We start from the raw sequence: 14336 nt of genomic DNA, 5'->3' as shown, positions 1-14336 counted from the left end.
GTAAATAGATATCAGCGAAGATCATCCGCTATTATCTACCTACAACGCCGTAATTCGTAATTTGAAATTTGTAATTCTTCTACTTGGTTTTTAAATAAAGATATAAGGCAGTCAGTTCATCGTCGGTATAGCGGGCCGTCATAGTCCACGGCATATCTGTTACCTGCAGTTGCTTTCCCTCCGGGGTTTTACCCGTACGCAACGCTATAATAAATTCATCTTTCGACCATTTTCCTACATGCCCGGCGCTGGTAATATTCGCCACCGGTACTCCACCAGGCACGGGATTATCTCCACCCGTTAAAGAAGGCTTGTGACAGCCCGTACAGGAAGCAGATAAATACTTTCCATAATCCGCCGTTGGTCCCTTAACTACTTGTGCCGGTTGCTGCAGTTTATGATCAATCATTTCCGCCGGAAATAAGGGGATTTTGCCCAACACAGACAATACCTTGCCCACGGGCCGGATTTTTATGGGAACAGGCGGGGCATCTATTTTGGGTTGCGCTTTACAAAACGCTATTATAGCCGCAATATCGTGATCATCCATCCGGCTGAACTCTTCCGAAGGCATGAGCAATAACGTCTTATTTTCGGCATTTAAACCATGCCGCAACGCCCTTAACCAGGCTTTGTTATCGAAGCTGTCTGGTAAACCACCTTTTCCGTAGGTAAGATTGGTACCTGCAAGGAGCCCTAACACCGGGTCATCCACAAAAACTTTTCCCCGCAGATCAGTGCCGTGACATTCGCCACATCCCCTGATTTCATAGAGATGCTTTCCCGCAGCAATGCTGGCGGAATCTTCCGGAACCGGAATTTCCCTCACCTGCACTGCATACTGTTTGTTCACATGTTGGCGAAAAAGAAAGGAGAAAATGCCAAAGGCAATTAATACAATTACTATTGCGCCCAGCACTACCATGCCGGCCCATTTCAAAATTCTGGAGAACATAACAATTAGGATAATTTCAAGGCAAAAGTAATAGGGATAAATGTTACAGATGTCAGTAGAACTACTGAATTATGGAAGAATCATAACGTGGATTACAGGTTGCACATTTTACTAAGCTTCTTTATACGGGATAAAACAGTCAGACCCGGTATAGAAAAGCACCCGTGTTACAGGGTGCTTCTCATTGCGTAAAAGTGTTTCAAATCTTTCTTGATTTTGTGTGTTAAGGTTGATAAACGGTAAAGAGTGATGAATTAACCCAAATTTAACGTTCCTTTTGCAATATTCAATAACACTAAAGGGGTAATATTAAATTATTTTGAAAAAATGATGAACGGCTTATAAAAGCCATTTTGTTAAATTATAAAAATACATCTACTTCAATCTTATCAAAATCAATAGCAAAATCGTTATTCTATCTTAGTGCTTCACGGGCAATTACGATCTTTTGAATTTCTGAAGTCCCCTCTCCGATCGTGCATAATTTTGCATCTCGATAAAATTTTTCCACCGGAAAATCCTTTGTATAACCATAGCCTCCAAAAATCTGCACCGCATCATTGGCCACCTTTACCGCTACCTCAGAAGCATAATACTTGGCCATGGCAGCCTGTTGGGTCATTTTTACTTTGCGGTTCTTCATATCAGCGGCCTGCATGGTTAACAATTCCGCCGCCTCAATTTCAGTGACCATATCCGCCAGCTTAAAGGAAATACCCTGGAAAGCTGAAATGGGCTGATCAAACTGGTGCCTTTCCTTCGAATACTTCAATGCTGCATCCATAGCGCCTTTGGCGATACCGAGAGATAAAGCGGCGATGGAAATACGCCCTCCATCCAGCACCTTCATAGACTGGATAAACCCATCTCCTTCCTCGCCCAGCATGTTTTCCGCCGGTATGCGGCAATTGTCAAATATCATTTCTGCAGTTTCTGATGCCCGCATCCCCAATTTATTTTCCTTTTTACCACCGCTGAAACCCGGTGTTCCCTTTTCCACAATAAAGGCGGTCATGCCATGGCTGTCGCGGACATCGCCGGTGCGAGCTATTACCACGGCCACATCACAGCTTTTACCGTGTGTGATCCAGCATTTGGTACCATTAATTACCCAGTCGTTACCATCTTTCTTTGCCACACATTTCATATTCATCGCATCGGAACCGGTATTAGGTTCTGTTAGTCCCCAGGCGCCGATCCACTCTGCTGTGGCCAGCTTTGGCAGATAGCGCTGTTTCTGCGCCTCATTACCAAATTGCATGGTATGACCGGTACACAAAGAATTATGCGCGGCCACACTCAACCCGATGGCGCCGCAAATACGTGAAATTTCGCTGATCACCGTTACATATTCCAGGTATCCCAATCCGCTGCCGCCGTATGTTGTGGGCACCAATACCCCCATCAATCCCAACTCTCCCAGTTTTTTAAACACCTGTACAGGAAATTCCTGCGCCTCATCCCATTCCAACACGTAAGGCTGAATATTTGTCTTTCCGAAATCCCGGATCATTTGTGCAATCTGTTGTTGCATTTCCGTAGGCTCAAAGTTCATAAACGCGTGGATTTAATGTTTGATGTCAATGTAATGTTCAATTTTACGATAAATAATCTCATCTACCAACGGCAGGCCGCGAAGCTCCGAAACCTCCCTGAAACCCGCATGGGTACTGCGATACTGCACTATAAGATGGGCCAGTTTATAGCGTATATATGGGTGAGCCGCCAAAGATTTTTCATCTGTGAGGTTGAGGTCTAGTTTTATTAGAGAACTATTACCGATCTGTAAAAAAGGTTGAATTTTTTGAAATACCGAGTCCGCCAAACCGTAACATTCACCTACCTGCACCACCGAATAGAAGCCTCCCAACCGTTCCCGGAAGGCAACAATCCGCCTCGCAAACCCTGGTCCGATACCCGGCAAAGTAGCCCACACCAGTGTATCTGCCGCGTTAATATCTATCATAACCGGTGGCGCCTTCTTACGGTAACGGTTAAACGAATGATAAGTACTGTCCTCCGCATTCCGGGTATCATTACCTGAAAAACCGCCCTGGTACTGGCCCCGGCTATCGTACCGCCATCGCTCCCGGTAGGAGGAATCGCGGGGATACTGCCTGTAGCCCTTTTGGTGCACTGCCAGCTGATATCTTCCTGAAGCCGGCAAATGCCGGTCAGCTTTACCACTTCCTGAAATCCTCACATAGGGCATTAGCCGTGTGCACAGCGCCGGCGGCAGGCTGTAGATCTTCTCGAGGTCGGCAGCCACCCTGAAATGCCCGCCCCGGGCCAGGTATTTTCCGATGGTAACAGCGGTGCGCTCACTAACGCCTAGTTGTTGCCAGCCTTCGGCAGACAGGGAGTTGGGATCAAAGTAAAACAATTTCCCTGCGGCGGGCGCTTCATCCGTTTTGGGAATCCCTGCCTCAAAGGCCATCACCGCAGCCCCCAGGTCATTACTATCGGCTACGGGCATACGCCGTTGAAAATAAAATAATGCATCGGGCGTATAAGCAGTGGCAATGATCAGCAGCACAAGCGTGAATATACCGGTACGCTCCTTTCGTGAAAAACGCAGGTATTCGCGGATAAAAGACTTCCACATGGGTTAACAACATTTACTGCAAATGTATGCAGTGGCGGTTCTTCTTATGTTAACAGAAATAAAATGGCGTTAGATTTCCAGGCTCAGGCCATCATAGGCCAGGGCGGTGCCTGCCGGCAGCTCTTTAGATACTTCTTCGTGCAGCCCAAGCTGGTGGCTGATATGCGTAAGGTATACCTGTGGTACTTCCAGCTCTTTGCCAAGTGCAATCGCTTCTTCGAGGTTAAAATGCGAGATATGTTTTTCTTTACGCAGTGCATTCAGCACCAGTATTTTTGAGCCGCGGATCTTTTCTTTTTCTTCCGGGGCAATGTAATTAGCATCGGTGATATAGGTAAAATCATGTACGCGGAAACCGATTACAGGCATTTTATGATGCATGACGTGTATTGGGGTGACCATTAGTCCGTTTACATCAAAAGGCTCATCTGCGATGGTTTTCAGGTTTATTTCCGGGATACCCGGGTATTTGAAATCTGCGAAGGCATAGGCAAACTCCCGTTTTATCACACCCTGCGAAAACTCGGTGGCATATATATTAATAGCACTTTTTTGAAAATAGTTAAAGGCACGGATATCGTCCATGCCGGCAATATGATCTTTATGGGAATGAGTGATGAGTACGGCTTCCAGGTGACCCACCTTTTCGCGGAGCATCTGGTATCGGAAGTCCGGCGTGGTATCAATGACAATATTCCCCGCCGGTGCAGAGATCATAATACTGCTTCTTAAACGTTTGTCTCTTTCATCTGCGGAGGTGCAAACTTCGCAACCACATGCTATTACCGGAACTCCCTGCGATGTACCTGTACCTAAGAATGTAACTTTCATCCCAAAATCATTTGTCTGTTTACCCTATTCTGCTGTTTGTCCGGTTTCTTCTTCATCTGTACCCGCTTCAGCGATAGGCTTGCTGGCCTGTATCTGTTTATACAGCTTATGCGATTCTGCGGTCAGGATTTCTTCGTCCAGGGGCAGGGTGGTTAAAATGTCGATGAGGGTATTGATACGCCCTTCCAGGTTGAGAAATTTATTGATCACTACCACCTTCTTATGTTCCAGGATGCAGTAACCGGAAAGGAAGCTGCCTTTTTCAAAGCGCAATACGTATTTGGCCTCCTCAAAGATCTTTTCCAGCTTGGTCAGGTTGTTAGGTGTGATTTTAATATTCATGGAGCAAAAATAGTGATTTAGCTTTTAGCTTTTAGCCATTAGCTTTTAGCAAATGCAGCCAAGATGTAATGTTGATCTCCTCCGCATTTGCTAAAAGCTAATGGTTAAAAGCTAAAAGCTATTTGGTTACCATCCTTGCAAAGGGCACAATCATTTCCTCGAGAGAAATACCGCCATGCTGGAAGGTGTTACGGTAATAGTTTACAAAATAGTTATAGTTATTGGGATAGCAGAGATAGCCATCCCCTTTTGCAAAAATATAGGATGAATTTACGTTAGGCTTTGGTAAGCCTGCATCGCGGGGATCCCTGAAGGCCAGTACTTCCTTGGGATCATAGTTGAGGTTGCGGCCATGTTTATAGCGCAGGTTGGTGGTGGTTTGTTTATCGCCAATCACCTTTACCGGCGTTTTCACACGCACACTGCCGTGGTCTGTAGCGATAATGAGATTAATTTTTTTATCGGCAATCCGTTTCAATGCCTGGTGGAGTGGGCTATGTTCAAACCAGCTGGCGGTAATGGAACGGTAGGAAGCTTCATCGCCGGCCAGTTCTTTTAACACCTCCATTTCTGTGCGGGCATGGCTGAGCATATCCACAAAGTTGTATACAATGATGCTCAGCGGGTAGTCCAGCATATTATGGATGTTGTTGAGCATAATTTGTGCATCTGCGTGGTTGGTTACCTTGGTGTAGGAGAACCTGGGATCCATTTTCAATTGCTTCAGCTGGGCGGCAAAGAAATGTTCTTCGTACATATTTTTCCCCCCTTCCTCATCATCGTTTTTCCATTCCTGGGGAAAACGGTGCTCGATATCGATCGGCAACATGCCGGCAAAAATGGCATTACGGCTGTATTGGGTGCTGGTGGGTAAAATACTGTAAAAGGAATCTTCTTCCACCAACCGGAACGACTCCTGGAAAATAGGCTGAATGGCCTTCCACTGGTCGTAGCGGAGGTTATCGATCAGCAGGAATACATTCGGAACATCGGGGTCCAGGTTGGGGACCACCTTATCCCGGAACAAGGTATGCGACATTATGGGGGCATCCTGGGCCTTTGGATGCAGCCAGTCGCCGTAGTTGCGGCTGATGAACTTAGAGAACTCGCTGTTGGCTTCTGTTTTTTGTGCGTTGAACACTTCCAGCATTTCAGGGCTGTTGGCTTTGGTCATTTCCATTTCCCAGTACACCAGTTTCTTGTAGATGTCCATCCACTCGTTATAATCAGGGTTGGAACTGAGGGCCATAAACAGGTTTCTGAACTCCTGCTGGTAGGTAACGGTGGTTTTTTCTGCCACCAGTCTTTTGTTATCAATTATTTTTTTGAGAGATAACAATACCTGGTTGGGATTCACCGGTTTTATAAGATAGTCGGTGATCTGGGAGCCGATAGCGTCGTCCATCACGTCTTCCGCCTCATTTTTAGTGATCATCACCACAGGGATCTGCTGGTCTATTTCTTTGATCTTACCGAGGGTTTCCAGGCCGGTGATGCCGGGCATAGATTCGTCCAGTAATACTACATCCACCACCTGTTCCCTGAGAAATTCGAGTGCATCGTACCCGTTTGTGAGAGCAGAAACTTTATAGCCTTTGCTTTCTAAAAAAATAATCTGCGATTTCAGCGACTCTATTTCGTCATCTACCCATAGTATATTTATCTGGCTCATAGAAAGATTTAAGGTTCCGGTTAAAAAAGAAAATTACCCCTATTTTTTGGCAAATATCGTTCCCCGAGTATCATTTGCCGGTAATTATATGTTAAAAAGGGCCGATCACGGTAAAATCGTGGCAGTAAAAAGCGGGAGGGCTGATAAAGTTATTTACCTTCGCATCCATAACATTTAATTACCTGTAACCTACCAATTGTTTTTTACTGTAATAGGGGTTTCGTGGACGGAGAGCGTCATTATAAGTAAAAAAATTACATATAATTAATTCATGGTGTAGTTTTGCATACAGACACCAGGGATTCAGATGCGGATCCCCCGTCTGAAAGGTATAATTAAATGCAATGACCGAACGCAAGCGAAAAATTGTTAATGATCCGGTGTATGGCTTTATTACCATAGATCACCCGTTGATTCTTAACCTCATTTCACATCCATATTACCAGCGGCTGCGCCGCATACACCAGATGGCGCTGGCGCACCTGGTGTATCCCGGTGCTATGCATACGCGGTTTCATCATAGCATGGGTGCTTACCACCTGATGTGTATGGCTTTGCAGGAGCTCCGCAGCAAAGGGGCAGCTATAACCCCGGAAGAGGAAGTGGCGGCCAAACTGGCCATTTTACTGCATGACATAGGACATGGACCATATTCCCATGCCCTGGAGAACGGCATTATTGAGGGGGTATCTCACGAGGAGATTTCCCAGTGGCTGATGGAAGACCTAAACAGGGAAATGAATGGCGCCCTGTCACTCACACTGGATATTTTTAACGGACGATATCATAAAAAATTCCTGCACCAGCTGGTGTCGAGCCAACTGGACGTAGACAGGATGGATTACCTGAACAGGGACAGCTTCTTCACTGGTGTGGCCGAAGGCACCATCGGGTACGACCGTATTATAAAAATGCTCACGGTTCATCATGGAGAGCTGATGGTGGAAGAAAAGGGTATTTATTCAATAGAGAAGTTTATCATAGCCCGGCGGCTGATGTACTGGCAGGTATACCTGCATAAAACGGTGCTGAGTGCGGAAAACATGCTGGTAAAGATTCTTACCAGGGCAAAAGCATTGGCCCAGGAAGGAAAACAGCTGTTTTGTTCACCCGCACTCTCTTATTTCCTGTACAATACAGTTACGAAAGACAATTTTGAGCGGGAGCCTGATTGCCTCCGGCTGTTTTGTTTACTGGACGACTATGATATTCTTGGGGCTATAAAAGTTTGGACTACACATGAGGATAGAGTTTTGTCTCTTTTGTGTAAATGGTTAATAAACAGGAACTTATTCAAAGTAGTATTAAGTAATCAGGCTTTTGACGGCAGTGCGGAGCAATTATTGCAGGAACAGGTCAAACAAAAATGGGGCATCGAAGGTGCCGACCTGGGATATTTTGTTTTTTCCGGTGCAGCCAGCCTGAGGGCTTATAATGTTAATGACGAGAAGATTAATATCCTATTTAAAGACGGAACTGTAAAAGACATTTCCTCCATCGACAATGCACTGATTAGCCATACTCTGGCGATACCGGTAAAAAAATTCTACATTTGTCATCCAAAAATTCAGGCTAACAACGTTTTATAAGGAATAAAATGTTAAAGAATAAGTTCATACTATCCGGTGTAGCCTGGAAAACATTACAATTTTAAATTATGCAGTTTAGCGCATTACAATTAGCTACCATGCTAGATGGTAAGCTGGAGGGAAATCCGGACGTAAAGGTGAGCAACATCGCCAAGATTGAGGAAGCTGGCGAAGGTATGCTCAGTTTCATAGCCAATCCTAAGTATGAAGAATTCATATATACCACCAATGCCTCCATTCTGATTGTGAATGAGAGCCTGGTGATAGAACGTCCGATCAAGTCGACCCTGATCAGGGTAAAGGATGCCTATAGCAGCTTTGCGTTGCTACTGGAGCAATACAGGTACCTGACAGGTAATAAATCGGGTATTCAACAGCCATCCTATATTCCCAAGTCGGTGAAAATGGGTGAAAACGTGTTTGTAGGTGCGTTCGCGTACCTGGGTGAAAACGTAGTGCTGGGTAATAACGTAAAAATTTATCCTGGCGTATACCTGGGTGATAATGTAATTGTTAACAACGATTCCATCTTATATCCCGGTGTAAAAGTATATGACAACTGTATTGTTGGCAGCCGCGTAATGCTGCATGCCGGCTGTGTAATAGGTGGCGACGGTTTCGGTTTTGCCCCCCAGCCGGACAGCTCTTACAAAAAGGTGCCACAGATCGGTAATGTTGTGATCCACGATGATGTGGAAATTGGCGCCAACACCACAATAGACAGGGCTACCATGGGCAGTACCGTGATCCGCAAAGGCGTGAAGCTGGATAACCTGATCCAGGTAGCGCACAACGTGGATATAGGTACCAACACGGTGATTGCGGCGCAAACAGGCGTTTCGGGCAGTACCAAAATTGGCCAGAACTGTGTAATAGGCGGCCAGGTAGGCATGGTAGGGCATATCCACATTGCGGATAGCACTAAAATCAACGCCCAGAGCGGATTGTCCAAGTCCATTACCATTCCCAACACCTCCCTTACAGGTTCTCCGGCGTACGATTATAAAAGTTCGCTGAAAAGTCAGGCAATTTTTAGAAATTTGCCGGACCTTGAAAAGCGCGTAAAAGAGCTGGAAGAAATGGTAAAACAACTGCTGCAGGAAAGAGCAGGCGTATAATTAATTACTGGTCAAATAGTTATATATTAGTTAGCTTATTATGGAAAATCAACAGTTGCAATACCAACATACCCTGAAAGGTGAAATTACTTTATCGGGTATTGGCTTGCACACAGGCGCCTATGTGAATATGACTCTCAAGCCGGCAACGCCTGGCCACGGAATTAAATTTCAACGTATCGATCTGCCGGGACAACCCATCGTGAAAGCCGATGTGGATTATGTAGTGGAAACAACCCGCAGCACTACGCTTGAGCATAACGGCGCCAGGGTGAGTACCGTAGAACATATCATGGCAGCGCTGGCGGGAACAGGTGTGGATAACGTATTGGTAGAGCTGGATGGCGGGGAAATTCCCATCATGGATGGCAGCGCCTACGCTTTTATTGACGCCATAGAAAAAACCGGGCTGCAAAACCAGGACGCTAAAAAAGTATATTATACTATTGATACCAACATCAGTTATTATGATGAAAAGAAAAAGGTAGAAATGGTGGCGATGCCGGCGGTAGACTATCGTATTACCTGCCTGATCGACTTCAACTCCCCTGTACTGGGCACCCAGCACGCTAAGATGAAAGGGATTGAAGAGTTCAAAACAGAAATCGCTCCCTGCCGTACCTTCTGCTTTTTACACGAACTGGAATACCAGTTGTCTCTCAACCTCATCAAAGGCGGAGATATCAACAACGCTATCGTGGTGGTAGACAAGCCTGTTACCGACGAAGAGCTGTCCCGTTTGGCCAAAGTATTTAACAGGGAAACCATTTCAGTACAGAAAGAGGGTATCCTGAACAATATTGAATTACGCTTCCCGAACGAACCGGCACGTCACAAACTGCTGGACGTAGTGGGTGACCTGGCGCTGATCGGCTACCCGATCAATGCACATATCATCGCCAACCGCCCCGGACATGCGTCGAACGTAGAGTTTGCCCGTAAGATCAAGGCGTATATCAAAAAGAACAAGCATAATAAAGACGTACCGGTTTATGATCCCAATCAGCCACCGGTATTTGATACCCCGCGTATCGAAAGAACATTACCGCATCGTTATCCGATGCTGCTGGTGGATAAGATCATTGAACTGGGAGAAGAAAAGGTAGTTGGTATCAAGAATGTAACTTTCAACGAATCTTTCTTCCAGGGCCATTTTCCGGGTAACCCGGTAATGCCGGGCGTATTGCAGCTGGAAGCACTGGCGCAGGTAGGTGGTATCCTGGCGCTGAACCGCGTACCTGATCCTGAAAATTACGACACCTATTTCCTGAAAATAGACAACTGTAAATTTAAGTCTAAGGTTGTTCCGGGTGATACCATGCTCCTGAAAATGGAATTGCTGAGCCCAATCAGAAGAGGACTTGTAGAAATGCGGGGGACAGTATTTATCGGCAATAAGGTAGCTACCGAAGCCGACATGATCGCACAAATTATAAAAACACGAGAAGGCAAATAATAGCAATGATCCACCCGCTAACATACATACATCCGGACGCCAAAGTTGCGCCCAATGTAAAAATTGATCCATTTACCGTAATACATAAAAATGTAGAAATCGGTGATGGCACCTGGATAGGTTCCAACGTAACTATTATGGAAGGAGCCCGCATCGGCAGAAACTGCCGCATCTTTCCGGGCGCTGTTATTTCTGCCATCCCCCAGGATTTAAAATATGCGGGTGAAGAAACTACCGTGGAAATAGGCGACAATACCACTATCCGTGAATATGTAACGATTAACCGCGGTACAAAAGACAAATGGAAAACCGTGATTGGCAGCAACTGCCTGATCATGGCCTACAGCCATATTGCACACGACTGCGAAGTAGGTAACTACTGCGTATTTTCGAATAACACCACCCTGGCCGGACACATCACCGTTGGTGATCACGTGGTACTGGCAGGAATGGTAGCGATTCAGCAGTTTTGTAAAGTAGGTGATCACGCCTTTGTAACCGGCGGTTCCATGGTGCGTAAAGATGTGCCTCCTTTCGTAAAAGCTGCCCGCGAGCCACTATCCTATGTTGGCGTAAATTCCGTAGGATTGAAGAGAAGAGGTTTTTCCCTGGAGAAAATCAACTCTATCCTGGATATATACCGGGTGATATTTGTAAAAGGCTTTAAATTATCAAAAGCTATTAACATCATTGAAGCAGAGTTTCCTGCCACCGATGAGAGAGATGAGATCCTGTCATTCATCCGTGAATCAGGTCGTGGTATTATGAGAGGCTATACTTCCCGCACCAATGACGATATCTCTTAACCAGACAGGTAAGCGTTTTAACTACGACTGGATTTTCCGTCGTGTAACCCTCACCTTTAGTGAAGGACAACGTTATGCCATACTGGGCCCCAACGGATCGGGGAAATCAACATTATTACAGGTTATCAGCGGTGCCATTCAACACAATGAAGGCACCGTTACCTATAGCACACCGGAAAAACCCATCGCTCACGATGCGTTTTTCCGGTACTGTGCCATCGCAGCTCCCTACCTGGAACTGATTGAAGAATTTACCCTCACTGAAATTATACAATTCCATCAGCAGTTCAAAAATCTGCTGCCGGGTATTACGCCTGCCATGGCCATGCAAATGGTGGGATTGGAAAAAGCCGCCAACAAGCAACTACGTAACTTCTCCTCCGGTATGAAACAACGCATCAAGCTGGCATTGGCCGTCTTATCAGATGTGCCTGTACTCCTGCTGGATGAGCCCTGCACGAACCTCGATGCTGCCGGCGTTGCCGTGTATCAGCAACTCATCAACGACTATGGCCGCAACCGCCTTATCATTGTCAGCTCCAATGATGAGCAGGAATATTTTATGTGCAAAGAACATATCCATATCCAGGACTATAAATAGAGCAGAAAGCTGAAGGCATAAAGCAAAAAGCTACCAAAATGAATCAACTAAGCGGACATAAATATTCTGCATTAATTATTCGTTTGGTAGCTTTTTGCTTTATGCCTTCAGCTTTCTGCCTGCTAAAAACTATCTTCGTAAAAAGCTAAATGCTATATGAAGACTGCCAGTAAGAAAGTGATTAATGGCTGGGCTATGTACGACTGGGCCAACTCGGTGTACAACCTCGTTATCACTACTACTTTTTTCCCTATCTATTTTTTAGCGGTTACCAAAGAACATGTTTCCTTCCTGGGAATGAACTTTGTTAATTCTGCCCTGTACAATTACACGATGGCGGCCGCCTACCTGCTGGTAGCCATTTCCTCTCCTATCCTCTCTTCCATTGCGGACACCAGGGGAAACAAAAAGAATTTCCTTCGCTTCTTTACCATCCTGGGCTCACTCTCCTGCAGTGCGCTCTTTTTATTTAACGGCGACCGGCTCCTGCTGGGTGTGGTTTGTTTTATGTTATCAACCATTGGCTATTGCGGCGGACTGGTATTTTACAATTCCTATCTGCCTGAAATTGCTGCACCGGAAGACAGGGACCGCATCAGCGCCCGTGGTTTCAGTATGGGATACATCGGCAGCGTATTACTGCAGATACTGGGTTTTGGTCTGGTGATGCTTGGGCCCAAACTGGGCATGGATGAAAGCCTGCCTGTACGGATCACCTTTTTGCTGGTAGGTATATGGTGGTTTGGGTTTGCGCTGATCACTTTCGCACGCCTGCCCAACAGCATCGGCACAGTAGCCAAACACAGCGGCGGCGCATTAACCGAAGGATTTACCGAATTGCGGAAAGTATATGCACAGGTAAAACAGTTACCGGTATTAAAAAGATTCCTGCGTGGTTTCTTCTTTTATAGCATGGGGGTGCAAACTGTGATGATGGCCGCCACCATTTTTGGCAGCAAGGTATTGCACCTGGAAGCCCAGATGCTGATCATCACCGTGGTGATTATCCAGGTGGTAGCCATTGCGGGCGCCTGGAGCATGGCCCGGTTATCGACCCGCTTTGGTAATCTTCGTGTATTAATTGGCGTTATATTGCTGTGGATAGGCATTTGTGTAGCAGGTTATAAAATGCAAACCGCCATGCACTTTTATTTGCTGGCCACTGCTGTTGGACTGGTAATGGGAGGCATACAGTCCCTGAGCCGTTCCACCTATGCCAAGCTGATGCCGGAAACACCCGATACCACTTCCTTCTTCAGTTATTATGATGTAACTGAAAAACTGTCTATTGTGATAGGTATGTTTTCCTTTGCTTATATAGATGACCTCACCGAAGATATGCGCAACTCTGTGCTGGCCCTGGTCGTGTTTTTCGTTATCGGGCTGATGTGGATCATTTCTGCCTTGCGTAAACAAAAACAGCTGGCACAATAATTTAATTATGCTGTTATTTGAATATTTGGTGGGCGGAATTGGGTAACTTTCTGCTCCTAAATATTCAAATAACAGCTTTATGAAGTTATACACCATAGACACGGGTCTGTTTAAACTGGATGGCGGCGCCATGTTTGGCGTGGTTCCCAAAAGCATCTGGAATAAATTAAATCCTGCCGACGAAAATAATCTATGTACCTGGGCGCTGAGATGCCTGCTGATTGAAGATGGCAACCGGCTTATACTGATCGATAACGGGCTCGGTAACAAGCAGGACGCAAAATTCTTTAGTCATTACCAGCCGCATGGGGACGCTACCTTGGATAAATCCCTGGCTGCGCACGGTTTTCACCGGGATGATATCACCGACGTATTTCTTACACATCTCCACTTCGATCATTGCGGCGGCAGTATTATCAGACAGGGCGACGCCCTGGTACCGGCCTTTAAAAATGCCGTGTACTGGAGCAATGAAGACCACTGGAAATGGGCCACCCAGCCCAACGACCGGGAAAAAGCGTCTTTTCTTAAAGAAAATATTCTGCCTATACAGGAAAGTGGTCAGCTTAAATTTGTTGATCACCTTGAAGGTGTTGCTTTCGCCGACAATATTTCCATCCGTTTTGCCAATGGCCATACTGATGCCATGATGCTGCCGCAGATCAACTATAAAAACAAAACCATTATTTATATGGCGGATCTGCTGCCTTCCATAGGACATATTCCAATTCCCTATGTGATGGCCTATGACATGTTTCCGCTGAAAACACTACAGGAGAAAAAGAGCTTTCTGCAGGAGGCTACCGAGCAGCAGTATGTCCTGTTTTTTGAACACGACCCTGTCAATGAATGCTGTGTACTGCAACAAACAGAGAAAGGCATCCGGGCGGGTGAAATTTTTGCATTACGCGACCTGTAAAACCACTG

General features: G+C 45.8%; 13 protein-coding genes. 7 read left to right on the top strand and 6 right to left on the bottom strand.

The window, feature by feature from the left end:
• Positions 1-79 precede the first annotated feature (79 nt).
• From KE626_RS15675 to porX, 6 genes are all read right to left on the bottom strand, one after another.
• Positions 80-955 (bottom strand): c-type cytochrome, encoded by an 876-nt coding sequence (locus tag KE626_RS15675; RefSeq protein ID WP_211973850.1) that lies wholly within the window; start codon positions 953-955, stop codon positions 80-82.
• Positions 956-1370: 415 nt separating this feature from the next.
• Positions 1371-2510, bottom strand: a complete 1140-nt coding sequence (locus tag KE626_RS15670; RefSeq protein ID WP_211973849.1) for an acyl-CoA dehydrogenase family protein — start codon at positions 2508-2510, stop codon at positions 1371-1373.
• A 12-nt stretch (positions 2511-2522) separates the two neighbouring features.
• Complete coding sequence (locus tag KE626_RS15665; protein WP_211973848.1) at positions 2523-3560, bottom strand: ComEA family DNA-binding protein; 1038 nt, start codon at positions 3558-3560, stop codon at positions 2523-2525.
• Positions 3561-3629: 69 nt separating this feature from the next.
• Entirely contained in the window at positions 3630-4391 is a 762-nt protein-coding gene (locus KE626_RS15660; RefSeq protein ID WP_211973847.1) for an MBL fold metallo-hydrolase, read from the bottom strand.
• A gap of 24 nt (positions 4392-4415) precedes the next feature.
• Positions 4416-4733 carry a hypothetical protein gene (locus KE626_RS15655; protein WP_211973846.1) on the bottom strand — a complete coding sequence of 106 codons (318 nt, stop codon included), beginning with the start codon at positions 4731-4733 and terminating at the stop codon, positions 4416-4418.
• Between the two features lie 118 nt (positions 4734-4851).
• A complete protein-coding gene (porX, locus tag KE626_RS15650) occupies positions 4852-6405 on the bottom strand; it encodes a T9SS response regulator signal transducer PorX (RefSeq protein WP_211973845.1) in 1554 nt (517 codons plus the stop codon).
• 344 nt (positions 6406-6749) lie between these two features.
• Here porX and KE626_RS15645 point away from each other — a divergent pair, with 344 nt between their 5' ends.
• From KE626_RS15645 to KE626_RS15615, 7 genes are all read left to right on the top strand, one after another.
• Positions 6750-7994 (top strand): HD domain-containing protein, encoded by a 1245-nt coding sequence (locus tag KE626_RS15645; protein WP_211973844.1) that lies wholly within the window; start codon positions 6750-6752, stop codon positions 7992-7994.
• Between the two features lie 68 nt (positions 7995-8062).
• On the top strand, positions 8063-9112 hold the full coding sequence (gene lpxD, locus KE626_RS15640; protein WP_211973843.1) for a UDP-3-O-(3-hydroxymyristoyl)glucosamine N-acyltransferase: 1050 nt from the start codon (positions 8063-8065) through the stop codon (positions 9110-9112).
• A 40-nt stretch (positions 9113-9152) separates the two neighbouring features.
• Positions 9153-10568, top strand: a complete 1416-nt coding sequence (locus KE626_RS15635; protein ID WP_211973842.1) for a bifunctional UDP-3-O-[3-hydroxymyristoyl] N-acetylglucosamine deacetylase/3-hydroxyacyl-ACP dehydratase — start codon at positions 9153-9155, stop codon at positions 10566-10568.
• Positions 10569-10573: 5 nt separating this feature from the next.
• Complete coding sequence (gene lpxA, locus KE626_RS15630) at positions 10574-11374, top strand: acyl-ACP--UDP-N-acetylglucosamine O-acyltransferase (RefSeq protein ID WP_133807316.1); 801 nt, start codon at positions 10574-10576, stop codon at positions 11372-11374.
• Positions 11358-11975 (top strand): ABC transporter ATP-binding protein, encoded by a 618-nt coding sequence (locus tag KE626_RS15625; RefSeq protein ID WP_211973841.1) that lies wholly within the window; start codon positions 11358-11360, stop codon positions 11973-11975. Before lpxA ends, KE626_RS15625 begins: the two co-directional genes overlap by 17 nt.
• 156 nt (positions 11976-12131) lie before the next feature.
• Positions 12132-13409 carry an MFS transporter gene (locus tag KE626_RS15620; protein ID WP_211973840.1) on the top strand — a complete coding sequence of 426 codons (1278 nt, stop codon included), beginning with the start codon at positions 12132-12134 and terminating at the stop codon, positions 13407-13409.
• A gap of 79 nt (positions 13410-13488) precedes the next feature.
• Positions 13489-14328 carry an MBL fold metallo-hydrolase gene (locus KE626_RS15615; RefSeq protein WP_211973839.1) on the top strand — a complete coding sequence of 280 codons (840 nt, stop codon included), beginning with the start codon at positions 13489-13491 and terminating at the stop codon, positions 14326-14328.
• Positions 14329-14336 lie beyond the last annotated feature (8 nt).

This window comes from Chitinophaga hostae (genome assembly GCF_018224885.1).
GTDB lineage: Bacteria > Bacteroidota > Bacteroidia > Chitinophagales > Chitinophagaceae > Chitinophaga > Chitinophaga hostae.
This window is presented reverse-complemented; position numbering and strand designations above follow the sequence as displayed.